Below are 25,650 nucleotides of genomic sequence, written 5' to 3'. Positions count from 1 at the left end.
CCTTCGCCATGCCCACCATCCCTCGAATCGACGCCCTCCACGCTGAAATGACCGCGTGGCGCCGTGACCTCCACGCCCACCCCGAGACCGCGTTCGAGGAGGCCCGCACCTCGGACTTCGTGGCGGAGAAGCTCTCGTCCTTCGGCGTGGAGGTCCACCGCGGCCTCGCGAAGACCGGCGTCGTGGGCACGCTGAGGGCCGGGTCGGGCCGCCGCGCCATCGGGCTCCGGGCGGACATGGACGCGCTGCATGTCCACGAGGCGAATGCGTTTGCCCATCGCTCGCGGAACGAAGGGAGGATGCACGCCTGCGGCCACGACGGGCACACGACGATGCTCCTCGGCGCCGCCAGGCACCTCGCCGAGACGAGGGCCTTTGACGGCACCGTCCACTTCATCTTCCAGCCCGCCGAGGAGAACGAGGGGGGCGGCCGCGTGATGGTCGAAGATGGCCTGTTCGAGAAGTTCCCGGTGGAGGCCGTCTTCGGCATGCACAACTGGCCTGGCATTCCCACCGGCCAGTTCGCCGTGATGCCCGGGATCATGATGGCGAGCTTCGATATCTTCGAGATCAAGATCACGGGCCGCGGCGCCCACGCGGGGATGCCTCACCACGGCGTCGATGCGATCGTCGCGGGGAGCGCGCTCGTGCAGGCGCTGCAGGGGATCGTGAGCCGCGGCGTGAGCCCGGTCGACGCGGCGGTGGTCAGCGTCACGCAGTTCCACGCCGGCGACACGTGGAACGTGCTCCCGGACGAGGTCACGCTGCGCGGCTCGGCGCGGGCGCTCAAGCCCGAGGTGCAGGCGCACGTCGAGGGCGCCATGCGCCGCGTCTGCGATGGCATCGCCGCCGCTCATGGCTGCAAGGTCACGGTGCGGTACGAGCGCCGCTACCCGCCCATCATCAACACACCGAGGGAGGTCGCCATGGCGATCGCGGCGATGACGCAGGTGATCGGCGGTGACAGGGTGCTCACCGACATTCAACCCACGATGGGCGCCGAGGACTTCGCGTTCATGCTGCGCGAGAGGCCCGGCGCCTATGTCTGGCTCGGCAACGGCGCCACCGGCGAGAGCCGCATGCTGCACAACCCTGGTTACGACTTCAACGACGAGATCCTGCCCATCGGCGCGAGCTACTGGGTGACGCTCGTCGAGCAGACGCTGTCGAAGGTGGCCCTCGCCTCGCCGTGAGCGTCGACTCGACGGTGGTGCCTTTGCGCGCGCGGTCCCCGAACGCCGCGCCGTCGTCCAGCACGAGCGCTCCGACATGACACGTGCCGACTTCGGGCACCGGTCCGCCGCCACGCGCGATATCCAGGGCGCGACGAGCGGCGGCGCCTCCACCCTCGACGGAGGCTGACGCCGCAGCGGCCCTCCGTAGACTGGATTGCGGTCCATCCTGACAGGTGAGTTGATGTCGCGTCGCGTACCCTGGCGGGCATTGTGATGGCGCGATCGCCGCAAGTGTTCGCGACGATGCGCCGCCGCGAGGAGCTGTCACTCCGTCGCATCGTACCAGAGCACGACATTCCCGTTGCTGAAGCTGCGCGTCTTCTTCAATCGGAGGTTCGCCCTCTCCTTGACCCCCTCGAACAGCGTCCTTCCGCTGCCGAGGACGATCCCGTTCACCACGAGCTGGTACTCGTCGACAAGACGCGCGTCGGTCAGCTGGGCGACGATGCTGCCGCTCCCCATGACGACCATGTTCGGCCCGGGCTCCGCCTTCAGCTTGCGCACCTCCTCCGCGAGATCGCCCTTGATGAGCCTCGTGTTGTTCCACGACGCCCTGTCGAGGGTCCTCGAGAAGACGACCTTCGGCAGGCTGTTCATCCGCTCGGCGACGGCGGGAGCCCGCTCCAGCGCCGCGGGGGTGGGCCAGAAGCTCGCCATGAGCTCGTAGGTGACCCGGCCAAAGACGAGCTCGCCCCCGCCGCGCGCGTTCTCCGCGGCGAACGCGCCCCACTCCGCGTCCCCTTTGTGTGCCCAGCTCATGTCGCCGTGGCCGTCCGAGAAATAACCGTCCAGCGAGATCTGGTTGAAGACGGTGAGCTTGCGCATGCTGTTCCTCCTGATGTCCGCGTCGCCTGTCAGTCCTAGTTTAGGACCATTTTGTCCTCCTTCGCAAGTGCTGTAGGATGCGGCCGCCATGACCGGTCTGAGAAGCTACGGGGATCCCTGCGGCATCGCGCGAGCGCTCGATCTCGTCGGCGAGCGGTGGGCGCTCCTCATCGTGCGCGAGCTCCTGCTCGGTCCGAAGCGGTTCACGGATCTCCGCGACGGCCTTGCCGGCGCGAGCCCCAACGTGCTGTCGCAGCGGCTCCGCGAGCTCGAGGGCGGCGGCGTCGTGCGGCGGCACAAGGTCGGCGCGCCGACGTACGAGCTCACGGACTGGGGCCGCGAGATCCATCCGCTGCTCGTGCAGCTCGGCCGCTGGGGCGCGCGATCGCCCGTCCGGCCCGCGGGCGCCCTGAGCGTCGACGCGCTGATGATCGCGCTCGAGGCGACGTTCGTCGCGGGCGAGGCAGCTGACCTCCGCGCGACCTACGAGCTCCGGCTCGGCGAAGAGCGGTTCTCGATCGAGGTCGATCGCGCGACCATCACCATCGCGCGGGGCGCTCCGCGCGCGCCGGACGCCGTGATCGCGACCGACCCGGCCACGCTGCGGGCGGTCGTCTTCGGGGACCAGAAGCTCGCCGATGCGCCGGTCGAGCTCCAGGGCGACAGGCGCCTGGCCCGAACGTTCTTCCGCCTCTTCGCTCGGCCGCGGTCGACCCCGGGCCGCGCGCCCGCTGGATGACGGGCCGGCCCGGCGATCACGGCGCGCCGGAGGACCCGGCGGAGATCGCCCCGCGGACGCCGCGGCGCTCTCCGCGGTCGTCGGTCACGACGTGCTGCGCACGAACGCCGCGATGTGCTGGGCCATGGCTTCCGGGTGCTCGTGGTGCGGCCCGTGGCCGGCCCACGGACGCCTCCACGCTCATGCCGGCACCTCGATCGCGAACCGGAACGTCACCCCGAAGGTCTCGTTCTCGCTCGCCCACAGCTTGCCGCCGTGCCGCTCGATGATCGAGCGGCTGATCGACAGGCCCATGCCGAGCCCGTTCTCCTTGGTTGTGTAGAACGCGTCGAACAGGCGCGCTTTGTCGTTCCCGCCGCCGAACCCGACGCCGGCGTCCTCGACCGCGACGAGCACGAAGGACCCGCTCGATCGCCGCTCGACGAGCGAGCTCACCACCACGCGGCGCCGCGCCGGCGGCACGTCCTTCGAGGCCTCGCCCGCGTTGAGCAGCAGGTTCAGGACCACCTGCTGCAGCAGCACGGGATCGCCCGGCACCTGCGGCAGATCGTGGAGCAGCGCCTGCCGGACGGAGATGCCGTGACGCCCGAGCTCCGGGGCCACGAGCGGGACGACCTCGCGGATGACGTCGTTGAGGCTGCACAGGCGGTGATCGGGCGCCGATCGTGACAGCAGCGAGCGGATCCGCAGGAGCACCTGGCCTGCGCGCTCGCCGTCGCCGACGATCGCGTTGAGCGACGCGCGCACGTTCCCGAGGTCGGGCGGATCGGCTGCGAGCCAGTTCAGCGCGGCGTTCGCGTCCGCGACGATCGCCGCGAGCGGCTGGTTGACCTCGTGGGCGATGGAGGCCGCGAGCTCGCCGAGGGTCGTGACGCGCGTGACGTGCATGAGGGCCGCCTGCGCTTGCTGCAGCTCGTCGGCCGCGCGCCTGCTCGCCGTGATGTCCGTCGCGGCGCCGACGAGCTCGATCCTCCCGGAGGCGGCGACGCGCATCCCGCCGAGGACGCGGACCAGCTTCACCGACCCGTCGTCCATCACGAGGCGGTGCTCGCAGTCGAAGGTGGCGCCGTCGCGCAGCGCCTGCCGCACGATGTCCGCGACCCGCTCGCGGTCGCCCGGGTGGATGCGGCTGGCCAGCTGCGCCAGCGTGGGTCGTGGCTTCCGCGGGAAGCCGATGATCTCGCAGGTGCCGTCGGACAGGGTGAACTCCCGGCGCTCGATGTCATAACCGAAGCTCCCGGTGCGGCTGAGGCGCTCCGCCTCGGCGCGGTAGGCCTCGCTGCGCCGGAGCGCCTCCTCCGCCTGGCTGCGCTCGATCGCGATGCTCGTGACGTGCGCGCACCGCTCGAGCAGCTCGAGGTCGGCCGTCGTCGGCGTCCGCGGCTCCGTCGCGTAGATGCCGAACGCGCCGAGCGCCCGGCCGTCGGACGACAGCATGGGCACCGACCAGCAGGCGCGAAGGCCGTGAGCCAGCGCCTGCGCCCGGAAGAGAGCCCCGAGCGGATCCGTCTCGATGTCGGCGATGACCACCCGCTCCCGTCGCCACACCGCCGTGCCGCACGAGAACGCCTCGGGGCCGATCGCAGCGCCGTCGATGACCTCGGTGTAGCTCCGCGGCAAGGTCACCGCCGCGGCGTGCCGCAATGTCCGCCCGTCCTCGTCGAGCAGGAGGATCGAGGCGTGCAGCCCGCTCGCGGCGCCTTCCACGAGGCGGACGACGCCCTCGAGGACGGCGGACATGGGCTCGCCGCGGGCGAGCATCTCCAGGAGGCGCTGCTCGCCGGCGATCCGCGCGTGGGCCCGCTTTTGCTCCTCGCTGTCGCTGTCGAGGCCCCGGCACTTCACAGGGTCGTCGGGGTCCCCATCGGCGCGCAGGATGGCTTCGGGAGGACGCGACGGGAGGCTCATATCCGACGCGGACTATACCGCGCCTCGCCCGCTCGAAGCCGCGGGCGAAGGCTTCCTTCGGGGCCCTGGCCGCTGGACTCGCGTGGCGAAGGATCTGTTACGCGCATGACGCTCAGAAGATCGCGCTCTTCTGTTTGCCTGCCTCTCGCTTCCGCGAGGGCGCTTTGCCGGTGCTCGCCGGCGCGCCGGGCGCACGAACGGCGCGCACCGCGGCTGGCTGCGGCGCGGGCGCCGGAGACGTCGGGACGGCGCGCGCCGCGGCTGACCGCGGCGTGGACGCCGGAGGCGTCGGGACGGTAGGCGCCGCGGCTGGCAGCGGCGCGGGCTCCGGAGGCTGCGGGACGGGGGACGGCGCTGTCGTCGCGGGCCCGGCCGCGGGAACCGTCGAGGTCGCGCCCGCCTGGGGTGCCGCGGGCGCTTGCGCCACGAGAGCGCCGCGGGCGGCGGCGAGCACCTCGCCGCTGATCACCCGCAGCTCGGCGGCGGCCTCCAGGCGCTGCGAGGGCAGCGCGGTGGTGAGCGAAAGCCCCAGCCCGAGCGCCACGACGAGGCCAGCCGCCGCGAGGTGCAGCCTGCTCCGTCGACCCGGCGCGGCGGGAGCCGGCGGGATCGGCGCAGCCGACGGGCCGACCGCGGCCACGAAGGCGGAGATCATCGGCCCGATGGAGGGGAATCGCTCCGCCGGATCCAGCGCGAAGGCGCGCGCGAACCACGTCTCCAGCGCCGGCGGCGCGCCGGGGCAAAGCGTCGACAGCGGGGGGCGCGCGCTTGCGAGGATGGAGGAGAGCACATCGGCGATGGTGCGGCCGGCGAAGGGCTGCTGGCCGGTGAGCGCCACGTGCGCGACCACCGCGAGGGCCCACATGTCGAGCTGCGGGTCCGCGTGCCCGTCGCACGTGTGCTCCGGGCTGAGGTATCCCGGCGTGCCCAGCACCACGCCCTCCGCGGTCTGGCGGGGGAAATCGGCCGCCAGATCCTGGCGGATCCACTTGGCGATCCCGAAGTCGGCGACCTTGGCGCGCAGGCGCCCGTCGCGCCCCTCGCGGAGCAGGATATTCGACGGCTTGATGTCGCGGTGCACGATCCCGAGGCCGTGCGCCACCGAGAGGGCCTCTCCGATCTGACGGAGGAGCGCGGCCAGCTCGGCCGCGGGCACCGGCCCTCGCTCGTGGATCAGCTGCCGGAGGGACCGGCCGCGCACGCACTCCATGACGAGGTACGGGCCCGCCTCGGAATCCTCACCGGCGTCGTGCACCGTGACGATGAAATCGGTCTTCCGCCCGAGCTGGGCGGCGACCTGCGCCTCGAAGCGGAAGCGCTCCATCGCGTCGATGGCCAGGTTCTGGCGCGGGAGCACGAGGAACTTGAGCGCGACCTCGAAGCGCCGGACGCTGTCGTGCGCGCACCACACCTCGCCCATCGCGCCCTGGCCGAGCGGATGCACGAGCCGGTACCGCCCGGCCACGACGCGGCCCGGAAGGAGCGCGGCGCGCGCCGCGTCCCGCCCTGCGCCGCTCGGAGGAGGAAGATCGAGCGGCGCGGGCTGCCCGCCCAGCGTTGTGGCGTCGCGCACGGCGTCTCTTACCGAGGAATCGGGCGGTCGCCCCAGAGAGGGCGGCTGCAGCACGCCGGTGATCTTCGTGCCGCCACCGTTTCCCGGACCGGTCGATGCGTCCATGGGACAACGACCTGAGGAGAGAGGCGACGACATGCCCTCAGCGTATCGCGAATGCGGATGCCTTTGAACGACGAACACCCCGCCCTCCTCGCGCACGTGCACCTGAAGACGCACGCGGCAGCGCGGCGAGGCGCAGCGCTGCTGTACTTGTTGATGGCTGGCGCCGAGGACGCGGGCCGCCGGACGCCGCACGCCACACCGACGCCGCGGCGCCCCCTCATGCCCCCCGGTCCGCCGCCGATGTGCGCGTCCAGGCCGCGACACGACACCGGATGCACCGCACGACACCCGTTGCGCGACACCGGTTGCGCGACACGGATTCGCGTGGCGACGACGGGTTCGAAGAGCACGTCACCGATGACATGATATCATCGCCGTCTGCGAGCAGCGGCGGAGCACGCATCCGCGTGCAGACGCAGCTCCAACCCTCCTGGAGATCACGATGGCGATGCGATCGAGCGCCGGAATCCGCTTGCTGGCCGCCCTGTCCATCTTCCCGGTGCTCGCGGGCTGCAATGACCCGGGTTCCGCCGCATTGATCGACGCGCCACGCGCCGCGGGCGACGGCAGCAGCGCGCTCGCGCTCGGCCTCCTCCCCACCCCACGTTACGACCTCGCCAACGGATGTTACGCGCTCAGGTCGGTGGCAAGGAATGCCTACGTCGCCAGGGGTCTCGGCGGCTACGGCGCGCGCGCCGCGACCCTCGGCAGCGCCGATCCGTTCTTCATGAAGCCGACGGCGCTCGGCAAGTACCTCATTTACAACAAGGAGGCATCCTTCCTCGCGGCCGGCAGCCTCCTCACCCTCGGCGGCCTCCTTGGCGTCGCGACCGTCTCTGCGCCCACCGAGGCTGCAGACTGGACGGTCGACACCGACGCTGCCGGTCGCTTCATGGTGGTCTCTGCCGCCTCCGCGAGGGCGCTGGCCGTCCATCCTGTGGACGGCCGCCTCGTGCTGGTCGACGCGGCGAGCGCCGGCGAGGCGGCGAGGTTCACCTTCGAGGCCACGAGCGGCTGCGCGGCGTTCCCGGAGATCACGACGAGCAGCGCCGGCGCGCCGTTCAGGGGCAGCGGCGTCGCCGGGCCCGTGCTCGGCTTCGCGGACGTGCACGCCCACGTGAGCGCCACGAGCTTCTTAGGCGGCGCGCATCACGGCTTGCCCTTCCACCGCTTCGGCGTCCTCCGCGCGCTCGGCGACTGCGCCGTGTCGCACGGGCCCGGCGGCATCAAGGACGTGGTCGGCAATTTCCTTGGCGAGATCCCCGTGTCCCTGCACGACACCCGCGGCTGGCCCACGTTCGTGGACTGGCCGGCGGCGCGCTCGCTCACCCACGAGGGAATGTACTACAAATGGATGGAACGCGCGTGGCGTGCCGGCCAGCGGATCATGGTCAACAACCTGGTCGAGAACGAGACGCTGTGTACGCTCCAGCGCGTCGCCTCGGGCAGGCCGCTCCAGAACTGCAACGAGATGGACAGCGCGATGGATCAGGCGCGGTTCATGCGCGACCTCGAGGCGTACATCGACGCGCAGGAAGGCGGCCCAGGCCGGGGCTGGTTCCGGCTCGTGGAGAGCCCCGCCGAGGCGCGCCAGGTGATAAGCGACGGCAAGATGGCCGTGGTGCTGGGCATCGAGATCTCCCACCTCTTCAACTGCGACGTCCAGAACGGCGTCTCCGGATGCAACGAGGCCAGCATCGACGCGCAGCTCGATCGGCTCCATGCCGCCGGCGTCCGCCAGATGTTCCCGGTCCACGAGTTCGACAACGCGCTCGGCGGCAACGGCATCTTCAACGACCTCGCGCTCAACCTCGGCAACAAGGTCGACACCGGCCGGTTCTGGCAGACCTACGATTGCCCGGAGCAGGATTACTTCTACGATGCCGGGGCGAATCTGCAGATCTCGATCCCCCCGGGCGTGGGCGGCGATCCCTTGACCGGAGCGCTGGTAGCGCAAGCGGGCGGCGCGCTCCCGCTCTATCCGCAGGGCAGGAAGCAGTGCAACGCGCGCGGGCTGACCGCGCTCGGCCGCTACGCGATCCAGAGGATGATGGAGAAGCGGATCATCATCGAGGTCGACCATCTCGAGCTCTCCAACAAGGCCGAGGTGATCGCGCTCGCCGAGCAGCAGGCGCCGGTGTACCCGCTCGTCTCGACGCACGGCGGCCACGGCGGCCTCACCATGGATCAGGCGCGCCGCATCATGGCGCTCGGAGGGCTGATCTATCCGTACAAGGGGAACGGCGAGGAGTTCAAGGAGACGCTCGACAAGCTCACCCCGCTCAGGAGCGACGCCTATTATTTCGGGATGGGCTATGGCGCCGACATGAACGGGCTAGGCCCCCAGGCCGGCCCGCGAGGCGGGGGCGCGACGCCGGTGAGTTATCCCTTCACCCTGTTCCAGGGACCGGGCTGGGGACCGCAGTTCGCCGGGATTGCCCCCGTGACCTTCGATCGCCAGGTGAGCGGCGAGCGCGTCTACGACACGGACGTCGACGGCATGGCGCACTACGGCATGGTCGCAGACTGGGTCGAGGAGGTCCGCCTCGAGGGCGGCGAAGCTGCGTTGACCGCGCTCTACAGCTCCGCCGAGGCCTATCTGCAGATGTGGGAGCGCACGCTCGCCCGCTGACCGGGTGGCTCCCTGACAAATCCCCTCATTTCGTTGGCATTTTGGCGAAGAAAAAGAAGGAAATTCGAGGAGATGCTTCCGGCTGGCTACAGCAGCCGACTCTGACCCAGGCGGCGGAGCGCAAACGCCACGGTCCCGATGAGGGGCATCACCATGACCCGACGCGCGGACTCTCGGGCGAGACATCGTGCGGAGGGAGGGGCCTCCGCGCGATATGGCTGTGGACGAGCTCCACCGGATCCGTGGACTGGAAGGGGCCAGCGCGGCGCGCCGTGCGCCGCGTGACAGGGTATCGACGTGGGCGGGAACGTGGCGGGAGAGCGCCCGCGCGGAGCGCGGGCCTGGGTCAACGGCGTCGGGACAGCTACGCCCGCTGCGCCTTCACCCGCTTGACCTTCTTCTTCTCCTTGCGCTCCAGGAGCCGCAGCACCGCCACGGACCGGTCGACGAGCAGGTAGCGCTCTCCCCCTGCCCTCGCGGGCACCGTGCGCGCCGGCTCCCCGGCGGTGCGGGTGTCGATGAGCACCTCCCACCGCTCGCCGAACTCGATCGCGGGCAGCACGAACTCCAGCGGCGAGTGGTTCGCGTTGATGAGCACGAGCAGCGTGTCGCCGGAGATCGGCTCGGCGCGCGGACCGAGCGCCGAGAGGGCGTCGCCCCCGAGCAGGTAGCCGACCGCCCGGGCGTTCGGGTGGGTCCAGTCCTCCGGCGTCATCTCGGCGCCGTCGGGGCGGAACCACACGATGTCCTTGAGCCCGCTCCCGTGCACGTAACCGCCCGAGAAGAACATCCGCCGGCGCAGCACGGGCTGGCTGCGGCGCAGGGCGATGAGGCGGCAGGTGAACTCGAAGAGCTGCTTCCGCCGCTCGTCGAGGTCCCAGTCGTGCCAGGAGAGCTCGTTGTCCTGGCAGTAGGCGTTGTTGTTGCCGAGCTGCGTCTTTCCGATCTCGTCGCCGGCGTTGATCATCGGCACGCCCTGCGAGAGGAGGAGCGTCGCGAGGAGGTTGCGCTTCTGGCGCTCGCGCAGCTCGACGACCGCGGGGTCGCTGGAGGGGCCCTCGACGCCGTGGTTGTAGCTGTGGTTGTTGTTCGTGCCGTCCCGGTTGCCCTCGCCGTTCGCCTCGTTGTGCTTCTCGTTGTACGAGACGAGATCGTTCAGCGTGAAGCCGTCGTGCGCCGTCACGAAATTGATGCTCGCGTAAGGGCGGCGCCCGCTGGACGCGTACAGATCGCTCGACCCGGTGAGCCGATAGCCGAGGTCGGCCGCCAGCAGATCCCCTTTCCAGAAGCGGCGCACCGAGTCGCGGTAACGGTCGTTCCACTCCGTCCAGAGGACCGGGAAGTTGCCGACCTGATAGCCGCCCTCGCCCACGTCCCACGGCTCCGAGATGAGCTTCGTGCGCGAGAGGACGGGATCCTGATGGATGATGTCGAAGAACGAGCTCAGGCGGTCGAAGTCATGGTGACCGCGGGCGAGGGCCGACGCGAGATCGAAGCGGAAGCCGTCGACGTGCATCTCGGTCACCCAGTACCGCAGGCTGTCCATCACCAGCTGGAGCGTCTGGTAATGACGCGTGTTCACCGTGTTCCCGCAGCCCGTGAAGTCCATGTAGTAGCGCGGGTTGTGCGGCACGAGCCGGTAGTAGGTCCAGTTGTCGATCCCCTTCAGGGAGAGCGTCGGGCCGAGGTGGTTCCCCTCCGCTGTATGGTTGTACACGACGTCGAGGATCACCTCGATGCCGGCGGCGTGGAGCGCCTTCACCATCGCCTTGAACTCGGTCACCTGCTGGCCGAGCCGCCCGCTCGACGAGTAGCGGCCCGCGGGCGCGAGGTACGCGAGCGTGTTGTAGCCCCAGTAGTTGACGAGGCCGCGCTCCCAGATCTCGCGCTCGCTCGCCATCTCGTGCACGGGGAGCAGCTCGATCGCCGTCACGCCGAGCTTCTTGAAGTGGGCGATCGCCGCCTCGGAGGCGAGCCCGGCGTAGGTGCCGCGCAGCTCCTTCGGGATGCCCGGGTGCCGCTGGGTGAAGCCCTTGACGTGGACCTCGTAGATGATCGTGTCCTGCCAGCGCGTCGCCGGCGGCCGGTCGCCGTCCCACGCGAAGCGGTGGTCGACGACGACGGACTTCGGCGCGCCCCAGGCGCTGTCGCGGTGGCAGATCTCCAGGTCGTCGAGCGGGGCCGGCGGGGGCGGCGGCGTGGAGTCCTTCCCGCGCGCCTCGGCGGCGCGGCGATCGCTCGCCGTCTTGCCCCCGCGCCCGCCCTCGCCCTTCTCGGGCGCCGCGCCGTCCCGGCCCGCCTCCTTGGGCCGGCCAGCGCCGCCCTCGCCGCGCTCGGGGTGCCCCCCGCGGTCGTAGGCGAAGAGCGGCGCCTTCCAGTTCGGCTCGCTGGAGAGCGCGTACGCGTAGGGATCGACGAGGAGCTTCGCCGGGTTGAAGCGCTGCCCGGAGCGCGGGTCGTAGGGCCCGTGCACCCGGTAGCCGTAAAGCTGGCCGGGCTTGAGCCCCGGCACGTAGCCATGGAAGATGTGGGCCGTCCGCTCGGGGAGCTCGATGCGCTCGCGCTCCACGACATCGTCGACGGCCTCGAAGAGGCAGAGCTCGACCTTGGTGGCGGACTGCGAGAACAGCGTGAAGTTGACCCCTTCGCCGTCAAAGACGGCGCCGAGTGGGGTGGGCGTGCCGGGCCATATGCGTCTGGTCATCTGAAAAACCTGTGAAGCCGCCCTATTCGCGAGATCGGCGCCGCTGTCGAGACACAAGCGCGCGCGGCCTGATTTTTCGGTCGCCGCCCCCGGAATCGCCCGCCGTTCGGCCGCTCGGCGGGCCCGCCCTCGCGCCGCGCGCGATGTCGCGGCCCTCCTCGCGAGCTCGGCAGCGGCCGCGGCCGCGGCCTCGACGGCGGCGCTACCGCACGGTCGCAGAAGGAGCATCCAGGGCGGCGCGACCCGGGATAGACTTCGCCCCCGAACGCCTGGAGCCAAGCGAAAAACGCCCATGTCTTCCCCCTCTGCTGAAAATCAGTCCCAGAGCTCATCGTCCCCTTCCGGTCCCGGTTCCCGCGCGCGCCGCCGCATCGCCGGCGTGACGGTGCCGCTCTTCTCCCTGCGCAGCGATCGCTCGTGGGGCATCGGCGAGATCGGCGATCTCCCCGAGTTCGCCGCGTGGATGCGCGCCGCTGGCCTGCGCCTCGTGCAGCTCTTGCCGCTCGGCGAGGTGTCGGGGGGCGAGACGTCGCCGTACATGGCGCTCTCCGCGTTCGGCATCGATCCGATGTTCATCTCGCTGTCCGCCGTACCCGAGCTCCCGGCGGAGCGCCTCGGCGAGGCGCTCGGCGACGACCTCGGGGCGCTCGATCGCGCGCGGAGCAGCGCGCGCGTCGACTACGATCTCGTGCGCCGCGTGAAGGGGCGGGCGCTGCGCTTCGCCTTCGACGTGTTCGAGCGCGAGCACCACGCGAAGCAGACGCCGCGCGCGGCCGAGCTCGGCGAGTTCGTGAAGCGGCAGTCGGACTGGCTGCCCGACTACGCGCAGTTCCGCGCGTTCAAGGACGCCTTCGAGGGCAGGGCGTGGTGGGACTGGCCCGAGGCGATCCGCGAGCGCAGGCCGGAGGCGCTCGAGGCGCTGCGTCGCGAGCGCGCGCGGGACATCCTCTATTACGAGTACGTCCAGTGGCTCGCGCACGCGCAGTGGGAGGCGGCGCGCGCGGATCTCCGGGGCAAGGGCGTGGAGATCATGGGGGATCTCCCGTTCATGGTGTCGCGCGACAGCGCCGACGTGTGGGCGCACCAGGGCGAGTTCCGGCACGACATGACGGTCGGCGCGCCGCCCGACCAGTTCGACACGGAGGGGCAGCGGTGGGGGCTCCCGCCGTACTTCTGGGCCCGGATGCGCGAGAACGACTTCGCGTGGCTCAGGCGGCGCTGCCGCTACACGGGGCTGCTCTACGACCGGTTCCGGATCGATCACCTGGTCGGCTTCTACCGGACGTACATCTTCCCGGAGCAAGGGAGCCAGGGCCAGGGGGGCGAGCGGCCCAGGGCGACCTTCGATCCAGCGGAGGAGCCGGAGCAGCGCGAGCACGGCAATCGGGTCGTGGGGGCGATGCTGGCGGGGGCGGCGGAGACCGGGGCGCAGCTCGTGGCGGAGGATCTCGGCGCGGTGCCGGGGTGGGTCCGGGAGTCGCTCACGGAGCTCGGGGTGCCGGGCTACAAGGTGCTGATCTGGGAGAAGGACGACGTCGTGTTCAAGGATCCGTCGCAGTATCCGGCGCTCTCGGTGGCCTGCTTCGGGACGCACGACACCGACTCGGTGGTGGTGTGGTGGGAGTCGCGGGACGACCGGGAGCGCGCCGGGGTCCTCGATCTGCCGCAGCTGGCGCCGCGCCGCCAGGAGCTCGGCCGGGAGTTCACGAAGGAGACCCACCGCGCGCTGCTCGACCTGATCCTCGGCTCGAAGAGCGAGCTCGTGCTGCTGCTCCTCCAGGACGTGCTCGCCACGCGCGATCGGATCAACGTCCCGGGGACCGTGGGGCCGCAGAACTGGTCGCTCCGGCTGCCGGCGCCGCCCGCTGCGCTCGATCGGGATCCCGAGGTGCGGGCCGCGCTCGATCGGGTGCGCGAGAGCATCGAGGCCAGCGGGCGCGGATAACGCGTCATCTCCCGCCGTCTCACGCCCCCTCGGGCCCACCGGCGATATAGTCTCACTGCAAATCCATCGACCGGCTGTAGGAGCGAGTCGGCCAGCGCGCTGACCGCGGAGGCGCCCGCGCGCTGACTCGCTGCGTCGTCGCGGTATGTTTCGTGCTGTCGCGAAGTATATGCCGACGAAACATTCCGGAAAACTGCCTTCTCTTAGTGTCGCCGTCGAGGAGGCCACCAGTGAACGAAATCAACGCCTCGGACACCACCTGGCTCCTGGTCTCGTCGGCAATGGTTCTGCTGATGACGCCAGCGCTGGCCCTGTTTTACGGGGGCATGGTCCGAACGAAGAACACGCTCAGCACATTCATGCACAGCTTTTTCGCCATGGGGATCGTGACCCTGGCGTGGGTGACGCTCGGGTACTCGATGGCGTTCGCTGAATCCAAGGGCGGGTTCATTGGCGGCTTCGACTACGCGTTCCTGAACGGCGTTGGCACCGAGCCGCGCGCCGGGACGACGGTGCCTCACCTCCTGTTCATGGCGTTCCAGATGATGTTCGCCATCATCACGCCGGCGCTGATCTCGGGCGCCTATGCGGAGCGCATCAAGTTCTCGTCGTATGTGGTGTTCACGCTGCTCTGGTCGCTCCTTGTCTACAGCCCGATCTGCCACTGGGTCTGGAACCCGGGCGGGTGGCTCCTCGCGCGCGGCGCGCTCGACTTCGCCGGCGGCACCGTCGTTCACCTGGCCTCGGGCGCGAGCGCGCTCGTGATCGCGATCGCGATCGGCAAGCGCAAGGGGTACCCGACGCGCAAGATCGTGCCGCACAACCTCACCATGACGCTGCTCGGCGCCGGCCTCCTGTGGTTCGGCTGGTTCGGCTTCAACGGCGGCTCCTCGCTCGCCGCGAACGGGCTCGCCTCCGTGGCGTTCGTGAACACGCACATCGCCGCGGCGATCGCGGCGCTCGCGTGGGCCCTGATCGAGGCCGTGCGCTTCGGCAAGCCGTCGCTCCTCGGCGTGGCGTCGGGGCTCGTCGCGGGCCTCGTCGCCATCACCCCGGCGGCGGGCTTCGTCGGCCCGATGGCGTCTGTCGCGATCGGGCTCGCGGCGGGCGCTGTGTGTTACGGCGCCGTGATGCTGAAGGGCAAGCTGGGTTATGACGACAGCCTGGATGCGTTCGGCATCCACGGCGTCGGCGGGCTGCTCGGCGCGCTGCTCACCGGCGTGTTCGCCTCCAAGGTGTGGAATTCGGCCGGCCAGGATGGCCTCATCAAGGGCAACTCGGCGCTGCTCACCGAGCAGGCGATCGCGGCCGCGGTCGCGGCGGCTTACGCGGCGGTGGTCACCTTCGTGCTCGTGAAGGGGATCAGCGCGGTGATGGGCTTCCGCGTCGACGAGGAAACGGAAGACGAGGGCCTCGACGGCGTCCTCCACGGCGAGGAGGCCTACTCGCTCGGCGAGGGCGGCGCCCACGCCGCCGAGAGCGTGCCCCCGAGCCCCAGGCCGGCGGCGGCACCCGTCCTCGTGCGCGAGAGCGCCTGATCCAGCGCAGCAGAGGCTCGCTCGCGGAGGCCGCCTGGCGGGTGCCAGGCGGCCTTCGTTGTTTTGTCTCCTTGGCCCCCTGCCCTTCCCGGCAGGGAGCGGTCACCTGCACGTGAACGCGGGCTCGCCGGTCTCCTCGCAGCCGTGCTCGCACGTGACCTTGGCGCACCCGCAGCGGCGCAGCCCTCCGCGGTCGCCGTCAGCGCGCCGACCGCAGTCCTCGCTCAACGTGCGGCACTCGTCCTGGCAGCGCTCCTTCTGGGCGGGCGACGGCGCGCAATCGACGACCGCCGCCCCGCCGGAGGAGCCCGCGCTGCTGCACAGCTCGACGGACGCGACCTGCTCCAGCAGCGGGATGATCCCCCCGATCATGCATTGAGCGTGCGGCTCGCAGACGTGGTCCCGCAGCACCGCCAGCACGCGGACGCGCTGCCCGGTCAGCGCGCGCCACTCGGGGCCGAGCCAGCGCTCGGCGTCCTCGCGCGACAGGATCCTCCCGGCGATGAGGGGCTGCGAGCCCTTCGTCAGCGTCAGCGTACCGACCCAGCGCTCGCGCGCCGGCGCATCGCCAGGTCGCTCCCCCTCTGCCGGCGGAGACGCCGGCGGCGTGCCGGCGGGCGCGGCGCTCGCGGCGGGCGCCGGCGCAGCGGCCCGCGCCGTCGAGGCGACCCGCGCCGCCGGAGCCGTCGAGGAGGGCGCGCTCTCCGCGCAGCCCATCGCCCAGGCGCAGCACGCGCCGGCCAGCGCCCGGGGAAGCCATCTCCGCAATCCCGCCGAGACGGAGTGGAGCCGAGGGGAACGCACCGGGTTCATGGAAGGCACAGGACATTTTTACCATACGCCGGCGTGCCTGCGCGCCAGGGCGCGGCGGTCCGGCAGAGCGGGCCGCCCGCCGGCCGCTGCTTGGCGCCCGCGGCGCGTCAGCTCGCCCGCCATGACGTCCGCCGCTGGCGACCGAGGCAGCGACGCCCGTCATTGGTCCTGCCCCGCTTCCGTGGACACCGACGACCCCGAGCCCGAGCGCTCGGGCGTCCACCTCGCCCCCGCGGCCGCTCCGCGCTCAGCTAGGCCGCGGCACCGGCCCGCGCTCGCGGACCTCACCGGCGACGTGGCCGATCTCGGCCGGCTGGACGGCGACGGACCCGAGCACGCGGCACTGAGCACCAGTGTCCAGTCATCAGCGCCCGATCTGGCCCTCGACCTTCGCGGCCGCTCCGCGCCCGGCCATGGATTCGACGACCCCCGAGCTCGCCGGCGTCCTCCTCGGCGCCGCGGCCGCCCCCGAGTTCGTGCTTGAGGACCTCGACGCCGCGGCCGCGCTATCTGCTAGGACGGCACGTAGGCCTCGCAGTCACTTATTCAGTGCCACCGCCATGCGGAGCTCTTCCTCTGTCTCGTTCGCCGTCCCTGCCCTCCCCTTCCCTTGCGCGTTCTCTCCGGAGTGATCATCCTATAGAACCTTACGCGATCCGCATCCCTCCTGGAAAAGCGACGCTGTATCAGCAACTTATCCATGCATCGAGGGGGCCGCTTTCGCTCCACAGCCTGCGGGGCCAAACGTACTGACTTGCGCCGAGCAGCGCTCGCATCGGCTTACTGACGCTCAGGCCATGCCGAGCACGCGCAGGCGTCGCATCCCGGAGTATGCTATGCATGCAGGCTATGCGTCGCACGCCTCAGCACCCCCCTCCCCGCGTTCTCACGCTGGACGGGTTCGGCGCCGGGGGCTTGCCATTGTGTGTCGTTCGCGTCCCACGACAAAGGCGGCCCACGCTGCCGCCCGGACCGCTCGTCTCGACCTTCTTCATGGTTTTCGTGCTGACGGCGGGAAGGGGGCGAGGCCGTCATCTGGAGCAGGTCAATCTTCATGCCGGGGATATCCACCTCATCCCCGCGGGCGTGGAGCATCAGCCCCTCGATGTCGGCGACCTGGAGGGATGGATCGTGGGCTTTGATCCGACGCTGCTGAGCACTCCGGAGCGGCTGCCGGGACGACCACGAATCCGAGGCGATGCGAAGGACGCGCCGGTGCGCAGCCTCTTTCTCCGGGGACTGCTCCGGCTGCAACCCGGAGAGCCCCGGCGGCAGCGAATCGAGCGCCTGGTGGCCGAGATGGATACCGAGCTGCGAGAGGCCCAGTGGGGCGCGGACAACGCCGCGCTCGCATTGTTTACCATCCTGAACACGGAGCTCATCCGCGAGCTTTCGGAGCACGCGCCTCTGGCGTCGCCCATGCTCAGCGGGCTCGTGCAAGATGCGCTCAGGTTCATCGAGGCGCACTGTCTGGAGCCCCTCTCGCTTCAGGACGTCGCGTCGGCGGTCGGGCGCACGCCTTCGCACCTGGCCAACGCCATCCGCCGGGAGACAGGGCTGACGGTAGGGGACTGGCTGCGCGAGCATCGCATAGCCGAGGCCCGGCGGCGGCTCCTGGAGACGGACGCGAGCATCGAGAGCATCGCAGACCAGGTTGGCTACGCCGACGTCACCCATTTCATTCGCACCTTCCGGCGCGCTCAAGGGATAACCCCCCGGGCCTTTCGCGATCAGCGCCGCCGCCCCGGGGCTTGAAGGCCCCGCCATCCGACCCCAATCCAGGCCGATTTCCGCCCCAAGCCACGCTCTGCCGACGTGCGCCGTCGATGGCTAGAGTCAAAGCATCATGACGACTTCAGCAACCCACGGGCGCCGCGTTTTGATCGTTGGACTTGGCATCGCCGGCATCGCCACGGCCCTGCGGCTGCACAGGGCCGGCTGGGAGCCCGTGATCATCGAGCGGGCCCCTGAGCGCCGCAAAGGCGGCTACTTCATTGTCCTCTTCGGCACGGGCCAGGCGTCCTCCAAGCGGCTCGGCGTGCTCGAGGCCATGGGCAACCGCAAGCACCCACAAGCCAAGACGTACGAGGTCGACCGGGCCAATCGTCGTCGCAAGGGCATGACCTTCGCCGACGTGCCCGGCGAGCCGCGCATGCTGCTGCGCGGCGACGTCGAGAATGCGTTGTTCAACGCGCTGCCGGAGCAGGTGGAGATCCGCTTCTCGACAGTCCCCACGGGGATGGATCCAGGAGATCGCGGCGTCGATGTCACGACGACCCACACGAAGACCGGCGAGACCGTGACCGAACACTTCGACCTCGTGGTGGGGGCTGACGGAATGCGCTCGACCGTCCGGAAGCTCGTCTTCGGCCCGCACGAAGATTTCCTCTACCCGCTAAATTACATGATCGGGGCGGCCATCCTGAGCGAACCCGTCCGCGGCTATCACCTGCATGATGGGCTGGTCCTTGCCGAGACCGGGCGGTCGGCGTGGGTATTCCCCTTCGCGGACCACAACCCAGGCGTGCTCTTCTCCTACCGCGTGGACGACATCGATGCGCAGTTCCGGAGGACCCCCATCGAGTCGCTGCGCAAGGCTTACGGACCAGAACCGGAAGGGCCCGTGCTGAGGCAGCTCCTCGACGATTTCGCGGCCGCAGACGAGTACCTGTTCGACTCGGTCAATCAGGTTCGCATGAATCGCTGGCACAAGGGGCGGGTCGTGCTGGTCGGCGACGCTGCGTGGTGCTTGACGCTGTATTCAGGGATGGGCGCTTCGACCGGCATGGCCGGGAGTGAGCTTCTGGGCAACATGCTGGAGAAGTACCCTGACGACGTGGGACGCGCGCTCGTCGCCTGGGAGGAGAAGCTGCGCCCGTTCATCACGAGCCTGCAGGCCGACGGGCTGAGAATGAGGGCGCTCTTCACACCGTCCGGGGAAGCTCAGCGGATCCTGCGCGCGGCGTTCGTCCGCCTCGCCAGCTCGCCCGTCACGCGCCCGATCTTCCGACGACTGACCATCAATGACCAGCTGAAGATGCGCGACATCGTCGCGCAGTAGGTCCCTCTGTCTCGCGTGTGGTCGTCGCCACCTCCAGCGACAACGCCGATCGTAGTGCCCCCGCCGATACCGCGGGATCTCGATGGCCTGGATCCGCCGTGCGACCAGCATGCCGAGCGGGCCCTCCCTCTCGCGTCGGCGCAGTGCCTGCTGGTCCTCCTGGCTGAGCTGGAGCCCCCTGAACCTGGCCCTCGGCTGCTTTCGTTCTTCGCTCACGCCCCCCCAGACGCACGAGCCGGGCGAAACGGATCGTCAAAACCGAGGCGCGGCACTAGGGGTCTATCCCGGTAGGGGGGCTGTTCAGTAGTTGGATGTGTTCGTCAACCAGATGGGTTGACGAACGGTCCTCGCCCGCAAATCCGCCGCGCCACGACTATTTCGCTTGACTATGGCGGCCGCACCGTGCTGCACGGCATGCGCTTCGACCTCTACGACCGCAGCGGCGGAGAGGAGCCGAGCTCGCGCCCGCGCCTCGTCGCCGGCGCCTCTCCTGTACTCGGCCAGATGGGCGACGGGGCCACGCTCGCCCTTTGCCAGCGTCGCTCCTGCGCTCGGCCAGGTGGAGAGCCACTGCACCGAGCTGGCCGACGTTTATCTCGACATCTGCGACGGCCCTGAGCGCGCCCAAGTGGACGACCGCGGCCCCGAGTTCGTGCACAGGGCTCTCTACGCCGGCTAGGCGTCGAGCGGCACGCCGACCAAGGCCCGCGCCGCGGCGAGGGACCACGCCGATCGGCTCCGGCGCCATGTACTCGACACCGGCCGCGCCGAGTTCCTCCTCGTTGAGCTGCTGGATGGTGAACGACCGCAGCCCCGAGCGCGTGCCCCAGGCGCAGCGATCCGAAGCCGCGCCCTTGACGACCCACGACCGCCAGGACCGTACGGGCGCGCCTCGATGGCCCGCGTGCAGCCTCGACGGCGTCCGCCCGCTAGCCGCCGTCCCACGCCGGGCACAGCCGCCAACTACTCGGAACTCCTCAGCATTGTTTTTGCGTGTAGAAATTGTTTCTCCCTTGCAGAAGACGTCGCCGAGCACGCTCGCCGCGCGCAGCACCTTGCTCGCCTCGCCGTCCAGCCGTGGGAGACGACATGCACGTTCGAGACGTGCTCAGCGCCACACGAGACCAGCGCGGGCGGCGCGCAGTGGGTGGGGGGTCCACTGCGCTGCGCGCGCTCAGCGCGACGCGCGGAGCGTCACTCCGATCCTCCGCGACGCCTCGTATCCGAGATCGCGTTGCGCGACGAACGCGGCGTCGCTTCCGCCGCGTCATTCCGTCTCGTGCGGAGCGAGGGGACCTCGGTCGACACGAGGTCCTCGAGCGCCGACGCCAGCGACTGGTGGCTGGACAGATCGCCGAGGCGGATATCGAGGGCGACGAGGCGCATCGCGAGCTCGGGGCGCACGCCGACGAGGCGGACGCGGGCGCCGAGCAGGGAGGCCGCGCGCTGCGTCTGCCCGAGCGCGTGGGCCACCTGGGCGTCGATGCTCGGGACGCCCGTGATATCGAGCAGCACGCAGCGCGCCCCGTGTCGGCCCACCCCCTCGACCACCCGCTCGAGCATGTGCCGGGCGCGATCTCCATCGAGCTCGCCGACGAGCGGGACGAGCAGCACACCGGGCATGAGCGGGAGGAGCGGGCAGCCGAGCTCGCGCACCGCGGCCGAGAGGGTGCGCTCGCGCTGATAGGCCTCCTGGAGGCTCGCGTGCTGCTCGGAGAGCGACTGCACGAGCGCGTCCCGCTCGAGGGCGGCGCCGAGGAGCGCCCCCCAGATGGAGATGGTGCCCTCGTCGCCGGCGACCTCGATCGAGCTCGGGCCGACGATCGCGAGGACCCCCCAGTCGTGGCGGAGCGTGCGGATCGGCAGGAGCGTCACCATGAACGGGCCGCCGGCGGTCGACGCTGGCAAGCGCTCGGCGGGCGGGAAATCCTCCCGCGCGCAGACGGCGCCGAGCGAGGGAGTCGGGCTGCCATCGCGGCTGTAGGCGCCGGCGATGACGAGGCGCGCGCGGGTCGCCGGGTCTTCCCAGAGCGCGAGGCAGCCCCAGACGGCGGCGGTCGAGTCGAGCCAGGAGAGCGAGCGCGAGTCTTCCTGGGTGCCGCCGAGCAGCGCGAGGCTCACCTCATGATCGGACCGCGTGAGCGCCCCGAGCTCGTCGACGAACTGCCGCTCGGTCTCGACGCGAGCCAGCATGAGCGAGAGGCGCAGCCGCTCCTGGAACCCCTCGGCTCGCTCCTCCGCGGGCTCCGCTGCTTCCCTGTCCAGGCGCGCGCGGCGTCGCTTTCCGGACCGGCCGAGGAGGCGGACGATCCCCATGAGGCTCTCCACGTCAGGCGTGAGGCGGACGGCCTGCTGACAGGCCTCGTCGATCTCGGCCGCGGGCGGGGGCGCGGCGCCCTCGAGCGCCGCGGTATATCCAGCGATCACGGCGGCGACGCCGGGCCAAACGGCCGTCGGGGGCGTCTCGGGCGGGAGCGGCAGGCGGAGGAGCAGCTCGACCATCTGCCGTTCGATGGCGCCGAGGTCGTCGTCGGGCGCCGCGCCCTTCCGGTGGAGCAAGCCACGGAGCGGGTCGCACCCGCACGTCCGCCGCCTGACGAACGTGGTCGGCGCGAGCACGGGCCCGGACGGCACGACCTGGCCTGCGAGCCGCGCCAGCACGAGCTCGTACGCGAGCGCTCCGAGGGCGTCGAAGCGCTGGCGCACGGTCGTCAGCGGAGGGGTCGACCACTGCGCATCGGTGATGTCGTCGAAGCCGATGATCGCCAGATCGTCGGGGATGCGGTATCCGGCGGCCTGGAGGGCCGACATCATCCCGAGCGCGTTCTTGTCCGTGGCGACGACCGCGGCCGTGAGCTCTCCCCTGCGCGTGATGAGCGCCTCTGCGGCGCGCTGGCCGCCGGAGTGCCAGTTGTTGTCGGCGTCGAAGACGAGGCCGGGATCGAAGGGGATCCCGCTCTCGATGAGCGTCTCCATGTAACCGTCGAAGCGCGCGCGGATGTCGTCCTGATCCATGCAACCGACGAACGCGATGCGCCGGTGTCCATGCTCGATCAGGTGGCGCACCGCGCTCCGGACGCCCTCGCGGTTGTCCGGCATGACCGTCGGACAGCCCGCCTCGGGGGCGCAGGAGCTGACCGTGACGAGCGGGACACCCGCCTGCGCGAGGAGCTCGATGCCATCCGTGGCGAGCACGACGATCCACCCGTCCACCTGATCTCGGGCGAGCGAGGGGGCCTGGACGTACGCTGGTGTGCCGCGTACCACCAAGACACGATGGCCTCGCTCCTGCGCCGCCTGATGGATCCCCCTGAGGACCGAGGTGAAATAGAAACCGTCGAGGAAGGGCGTGAGGACGCCGATGGTGGTCGGGCGGGAGTGCATGGGCTGCGGGCTCGCGAATGGATGAATACCGGATCTCCGTCTCGCTCACCGACGGCGTTCACCGCCACCCGCCAGAAATTCCTGTGACTCGCGAATCGTCCGGGTGTACAGCATCGCCGATCCGTTTGGCCATCGCTCGAACCCTTCTCGCCGTCATGGCGCGCCCGCCGTACGAGCCCGCCTCTTTCCCCGCAGAGGGATCGTTCGGGCGAGAGGAAGGGAGCGGACGGTGAGCGCGCCGGCCGCACGTGCGCTCGTCTCGGCGCTGGGCGCCTGCGCGGCGCTCGCGCTCACCGGCGTGCCGCGCGCGCGGGCGGAGTGCGATCGCGCGGCCGCGGACGTGTCGTGGGTGCGCCTCGCGGGCGCGGAGGGGCGGTGCCCGTCGGCGTCCCGGTTCCGCGCCGAGATCTCGCGGCGGCTCGGGCGGGAGCTCGTCACGACGGGCAAGGCCGCCTCGATCGAGGCCGTGGTGCAGGGGCAGCCCGGGGCCTGGTCGGCCACGATCCGGACGGAGCTGTGCGACGGCGCCCCGCCGACGGTCCGCGAGCTCTCCGACGACCGGCAAAGCTGCGACGGGATCGTGGCCGCTGCGGCGGTGCACATCCTGCTCGCGACCGATCCCGAGGCCGGCCTCGCCCCCCCGACCGCCGAGGCGCCGCGCCCCCCGCAGGCCCCCGAGGCGCCGCGTCCCCCGCCGCCGCCAGCGCGCCCTTCGGCGGCGGAGCGGGCGCCGGAGCCGCCGTTCCCCTGGCCGGCGCAGGCCCAGACCACGCCGCCCCCGGCCGAGGGCCCGCCGCCGCCCCGGCTCTCGATCTCCTGGCGCGGGTTCGCTTCCACGGGCATCGTCCCCTCGCCCGGGTTCGGCGTCGCCTTGTCGGGCGAGTGGTCGATCCTGCCGCGGTGGACGCTCGAGACGGGCGCGCTGTGGCTCCCGGAGCAGCACGCGACCCAGCGGACGTTCGCCTTCGGGCTCACGGCGGGCTGGCTCGGCGCGTGCTTTGAAATGGTCCGGAGCCGCTCGGTCGCCTTCGGGCTCTGCGGCCGGGCCGTGGCGGGCGCCATCTACGCCGTCATCCACGGGGACGACGACGTCCCCCCGACGATCCTGCCGACCGACGTCGGCTCCCGCGCGTGGCTCAGCCTCGGGGCCGGCACGCGGCTCGGCGTCCGTGTCATCGGGCCGCTGCGGCTCGAGACAGGCATCGATCTCTTCGTTCCAGTGACACGGTACGATTTCCAGCTCGAGGGCGGGCTGCCGACGGGTCTGGAGCAGGCCGCGCTCGCCGCCGCGGTGTTCGGAGGGGTCGGCCTCACATTTTGATGAAGGATCCCCGGGCTGCCGGCATTCAGTTTTCCGTGGAGCAGTGCTTACGAGCCGACGTCCTGCGCGACGCCAAGCAGCCGCCGCGGAGCCTCGTCGCACTGCACGCCGAGCACGGCAACTTCGTCTGGGCGACCCTCCAGCGGTTCGGCATCCAGCACCCTGACCTGGAGGACGCCTTCCAGGACGTCTTCGTCGTCGTCCAGCAGCGGCTCCCGTCCTTCGACTGGGCCTGCCCGATCACGACCTGGCTCTTCGCCATCTGCCGCCGCGTCGCCTCGTCTCACCGCCGCCGCGCCCACACGCGCCGCGAGCGGCTCGGCGAGGTGGTGGACGATGTGCCGGACTCCGCGCGCGGCCCGGAAGAGATCACCTCCAGCCGCGAGGCGCGCCTGCAGCTCGAGGGCATCCTCGAGGCCATGGATCTCGATCGCCGGGCCGTGTTCGTCATGTTCGAGATCGAAGAGATGCCGTGCGACGAGATCGCGCGCCTCGTCGGCGTCCCCGTGGGGACCGTCTACTCGCGGCTCCACGCGGCGCGGAAGGAGTTCGCGACGCTCCTGAAGAAGTCCGAGGCCGAGAGCGCGCGCAGGGGGGCCAGATGAGCGATCCGAAGCGATGGAACCAGGAAGGAGGAGGCGCCCCGCCCGGCGCACGCGAGCTGCTCCGCGCCGCCGCGCCGATCCGGCAGATGACCTCCGCCGAGCTCGCGCGCACCGCGGCCCGGGTGGCGCCGCTCGAGACGGCCGCGGGCGCGGCCGCCGGCGCGACGATGCCGGCATGGATCAAGGGGATCTTCCTCGCGGCGGGCATCGGGGCGGGCGGGGCAGGGCTCCACGCCGTCCTGGGCGAGGCCCCGAGCGCCGCCGCGCCGATCGCGCCGCCTCCGGTGCTCACCGATCTGCCGCTGGAGCGGCTGCTCTCCCGCGCGGAAGGCCGCGTGGCGGCCGGGTCGCCGGCGGCCGAAGCGCCGTCGGCCGAGGCGCCGCGCCCGACCCCCTCCGCCCTCCGCCGCGAGGCGCCGCGGAGCCCCCGACCGGCCGCGCCAGCGCCGGAGGCGAGCGCCGCGGCGGACGGCGACGACCTGGTCCGGGAGTCCAACCTCGTCGACGCGTCCAGAGCGGCGCTCGCGCAGGATCCGGAGGCCGCCCTCGCCGCGCTGGAGAGGCACCAGGCCGAGTTCCCGAAGGGGCGGCTCGCGGAAGAGCGGGAGTTCATCGCGATCCGCGCGCTGGTGCGCCTCGGACGCGCCGACGAGGCGCGGGCGCGCGCGGCGGCGTTCTTCGCGCGGTATCCATCGAGCTCCTTCGCCGAGCCGCTGCGCCGGATCGTCGGCGCGGCTCGGTGATTGCCTCCACGACCGCGGCTCCGCCAGCAAACAGCAAACTCCACACCACGTTCGACCACACGAGCGGGATCTCCTCGCCTGTGCCGGCGGCGACGACATCGACGCTCGTCCGGACGACATGAAATGGACATGAAAACGACGCTCGCACGGACCGCGAAAAATTAACGCGAGTACAAACACGAGCGTTCATATCGCTTGCCCTGTACGTAAACAGCATTAACATACGGTCCGCGTTCACGGGCGGCCGCGCCGAGAGGCGGCGGCGCCGGGGCGTTTCATCGCAGAACGGTGGATTCAGCGGCTCGATGAGGCCAGGCTGCCGTGGCAGCGCTGGCCTCGGCGAGGCACGTCGCTCATGCGGCGCGCGCCGGGCGTCGTCTCTTTGCGGACCGACGCGGGCGCTCGCCGGCGGTCGTCCTCCTCGGGCCGCCCCGTCCATCCGCGAGCGCGCACCTCGTGCTCTCGCGCGGCTCCGCCGTTCTTCGGGGTCATTTCAGGAGGTTTCATGTCGTCGAAGCT

General features: G+C 71.0%; 17 protein-coding genes. 10 read left to right on the top strand and 7 right to left on the bottom strand.

What is annotated here, in order from left to right; genetic code table 11:
• Positions 1 to 8: 8 nt before the first annotated feature.
• Complete coding sequence (locus tag WME82_RS13460; RefSeq protein ID WP_438043177.1) at positions 9 to 1,193, top strand: M20 aminoacylase family protein; 1,185 nt, start codon at positions 9 to 11, stop codon at positions 1,191 to 1,193.
• A 306-nt stretch (positions 1,194 to 1,499) separates the two neighbouring features.
• Here the strand turns inward: WME82_RS13460 and WME82_RS13455 are convergent, their stop codons facing one another.
• Complete coding sequence (locus WME82_RS13455) at positions 1,500 to 2,060, bottom strand: dihydrofolate reductase family protein (protein ID WP_437871046.1); 561 nt, start codon at positions 2,058 to 2,060, stop codon at positions 1,500 to 1,502.
• An 88-nt stretch (positions 2,061 to 2,148) separates the two neighbouring features.
• On the opposite strand from WME82_RS13455, the gene WME82_RS13450 reads away from it, so the two are divergent.
• Positions 2,149 to 2,799, top strand: coding sequence for a winged helix-turn-helix transcriptional regulator (locus WME82_RS13450; RefSeq protein WP_438043176.1), 651 nt, complete (start codon positions 2,149 to 2,151; stop codon positions 2,797 to 2,799).
• Positions 2,800 to 2,979: 180 nt separating this feature from the next.
• Here WME82_RS13450 and WME82_RS13445 read toward each other — a convergent pair whose 3' ends face one another.
• Together WME82_RS13445 and WME82_RS13440 are read right to left on the bottom strand one after the other, a co-directional pair.
• On the bottom strand, positions 2,980 to 4,707 hold the full coding sequence (locus tag WME82_RS13445; protein WP_438043175.1) for a GAF domain-containing protein: 1,728 nt from the start codon (positions 4,705 to 4,707) through the stop codon (positions 2,980 to 2,982).
• A 112-nt stretch (positions 4,708 to 4,819) separates the two neighbouring features.
• Entirely contained in the window at positions 4,820 to 6,280 is a 1,461-nt protein-coding gene (locus tag WME82_RS13440; RefSeq protein WP_438043174.1) for a serine/threonine-protein kinase, read from the bottom strand.
• A gap of 547 nt (positions 6,281 to 6,827) precedes the next feature.
• Here WME82_RS13440 and WME82_RS13435 point away from each other — a divergent pair.
• The gene (locus tag WME82_RS13435) at positions 6,828 to 9,017 is read left to right on the top strand and encodes a peptidase M19 (RefSeq protein ID WP_438043173.1); all 2,190 of its coding nucleotides are present in this window, start codon (positions 6,828 to 6,830) and stop codon (positions 9,015 to 9,017) included.
• A 364-nt stretch (positions 9,018 to 9,381) separates the two neighbouring features.
• On the opposite strand, the gene glgX is transcribed toward WME82_RS13435, so the two are convergent.
• On the bottom strand, positions 9,382 to 11,721 hold the full coding sequence (gene glgX / locus WME82_RS13430) for a glycogen debranching protein GlgX (protein WP_438043172.1): 2,340 nt from the start codon (positions 11,719 to 11,721) through the stop codon (positions 9,382 to 9,384).
• Positions 11,722 to 12,013: 292 nt separating this feature from the next.
• Between glgX and WME82_RS13425 the strand changes: the two genes are divergently transcribed.
• Positions 12,014 to 13,666 carry a 4-alpha-glucanotransferase gene (locus WME82_RS13425; RefSeq protein WP_438043171.1) on the top strand — a complete coding sequence of 551 codons (1,653 nt, stop codon included), beginning with the start codon at positions 12,014 to 12,016 and terminating at the stop codon, positions 13,664 to 13,666.
• Between the two features lie 230 nt (positions 13,667 to 13,896).
• Positions 13,897 to 15,204 (top strand): ammonium transporter, encoded by a 1,308-nt coding sequence (locus tag WME82_RS13420; protein ID WP_437745847.1) that lies wholly within the window; start codon positions 13,897 to 13,899, stop codon positions 15,202 to 15,204.
• Positions 15,205 to 15,306: 102 nt separating this feature from the next.
• Here the strand turns inward: WME82_RS13420 and WME82_RS13415 are convergent, their stop codons facing one another.
• Positions 15,307 to 16,017 (bottom strand): hypothetical protein, encoded by a 711-nt coding sequence (locus WME82_RS13415; protein ID WP_438043170.1) that lies wholly within the window; start codon positions 16,015 to 16,017, stop codon positions 15,307 to 15,309.
• A gap of 993 nt (positions 16,018 to 17,010) precedes the next feature.
• Between WME82_RS13415 and WME82_RS13410 the strand changes: the two genes are divergently transcribed.
• Positions 17,011 to 17,772, top strand: a complete 762-nt coding sequence (locus WME82_RS13410; protein WP_438043169.1) for a helix-turn-helix domain-containing protein — start codon at positions 17,011 to 17,013, stop codon at positions 17,770 to 17,772.
• Positions 17,773 to 17,863: 91 nt separating this feature from the next.
• Positions 17,864 to 19,078 (top strand): FAD-dependent monooxygenase, encoded by a 1,215-nt coding sequence (locus WME82_RS13405; RefSeq protein ID WP_438043168.1) that lies wholly within the window; start codon positions 17,864 to 17,866, stop codon positions 19,076 to 19,078.
• Positions 19,079 to 20,272: 1,194 nt separating this feature from the next.
• On the opposite strand, the gene WME82_RS13400 is transcribed toward WME82_RS13405, so the two are convergent.
• Positions 20,273 to 22,462, bottom strand: a complete 2,190-nt coding sequence (locus WME82_RS13400; protein ID WP_438043167.1) for a substrate-binding domain-containing protein — start codon at positions 22,460 to 22,462, stop codon at positions 20,273 to 20,275.
• A gap of 229 nt (positions 22,463 to 22,691) precedes the next feature.
• Here WME82_RS13400 and WME82_RS13395 point away from each other — a divergent pair, with 229 nt between their 5' ends.
• From WME82_RS13395 to WME82_RS13385, 3 genes are read left to right on the top strand one after another with little or no spacing between them, the layout of a single operon-like run.
• A complete protein-coding gene (locus WME82_RS13395) occupies positions 22,692 to 23,783 on the top strand; it encodes a hypothetical protein (RefSeq protein WP_438043166.1) in 1,092 nt (363 codons plus the stop codon).
• A gap of 35 nt (positions 23,784 to 23,818) precedes the next feature.
• On the top strand, positions 23,819 to 24,388 hold the full coding sequence (locus WME82_RS13390; RefSeq protein ID WP_438043165.1) for an RNA polymerase sigma factor: 570 nt from the start codon (positions 23,819 to 23,821) through the stop codon (positions 24,386 to 24,388).
• Positions 24,385 to 25,131, top strand: a complete 747-nt coding sequence (locus WME82_RS13385) for a hypothetical protein (protein WP_438043164.1) — start codon at positions 24,385 to 24,387, stop codon at positions 25,129 to 25,131. The genes WME82_RS13390 and WME82_RS13385 overlap by 4 nt, the downstream gene beginning before the upstream one ends.
• Before the next feature lie 294 nt (positions 25,132 to 25,425).
• Here the strand turns inward: WME82_RS13385 and WME82_RS13380 are convergent, their stop codons facing one another.
• Positions 25,426 to 25,638 (bottom strand): hypothetical protein, encoded by a 213-nt coding sequence (locus WME82_RS13380; protein WP_438043163.1) that lies wholly within the window; start codon positions 25,636 to 25,638, stop codon positions 25,426 to 25,428.
• Positions 25,639 to 25,650 lie beyond the last annotated feature (12 nt).

This window comes from Sorangium sp. So ce128, assembly GCF_051525245.1.
Lineage (GTDB): Bacteria > Myxococcota_A > Polyangia > Polyangiales > Polyangiaceae > Sorangium > Sorangium cellulosum_B.
The sequence above is the reverse complement of the archived record's forward strand: the minus strand, read 5'-3'. Positions and strand labels throughout refer to the sequence as shown.

Bases quoted from the DNA above. Each gene is read 5' to 3' on its own strand.
- WME82_RS13460 (WP_438043177.1), top strand. From the start codon at position 9: ATGCCCACCATCCCTCGAATCGACGCCCTCCACGCTGAAATGACCGCG.
- WME82_RS13455 (WP_437871046.1), bottom strand. From the start codon at position 2,060: ATGCGCAAGCTCACCGTCTTCAACCAGATCTCGCTGGACGGTTATTTC.
- WME82_RS13450 (WP_438043176.1), top strand. From the start codon at position 2,149: ATGACCGGTCTGAGAAGCTACGGGGATCCCTGCGGCATCGCGCGAGCG.
- WME82_RS13445 (WP_438043175.1), bottom strand. From the start codon at position 4,707: ATGAGCCTCCCGTCGCGTCCTCCCGAAGCCATCCTGCGCGCCGATGGG.
- WME82_RS13435 (WP_438043173.1), top strand. From the start codon at position 6,828: ATGGCGATGCGATCGAGCGCCGGAATCCGCTTGCTGGCCGCCCTGTCC.
- glgX (WP_438043172.1), bottom strand. From the start codon at position 11,721: ATGACCAGACGCATATGGCCCGGCACGCCCACCCCACTCGGCGCCGTC.
- WME82_RS13425 (WP_438043171.1), top strand. From the start codon at position 12,014: ATGTCTTCCCCCTCTGCTGAAAATCAGTCCCAGAGCTCATCGTCCCCT.
- WME82_RS13415 (WP_438043170.1), bottom strand. From the start codon at position 16,017: ATGAACCCGGTGCGTTCCCCTCGGCTCCACTCCGTCTCGGCGGGATTG.
- WME82_RS13410 (WP_438043169.1), top strand. From the start codon at position 17,011: ATGGTTTTCGTGCTGACGGCGGGAAGGGGGCGAGGCCGTCATCTGGAG.
- WME82_RS13405 (WP_438043168.1), top strand. From the start codon at position 17,864: ATGACGACTTCAGCAACCCACGGGCGCCGCGTTTTGATCGTTGGACTT.
- WME82_RS13400 (WP_438043167.1), bottom strand. From the start codon at position 22,462: ATGCACTCCCGCCCGACCACCATCGGCGTCCTCACGCCCTTCCTCGAC.
- WME82_RS13385 (WP_438043164.1), top strand. From the start codon at position 24,385: ATGAGCGATCCGAAGCGATGGAACCAGGAAGGAGGAGGCGCCCCGCCC.
- WME82_RS13380 (WP_438043163.1), bottom strand. From the start codon at position 25,638: ATGAAACCTCCTGAAATGACCCCGAAGAACGGCGGAGCCGCGCGAGAG.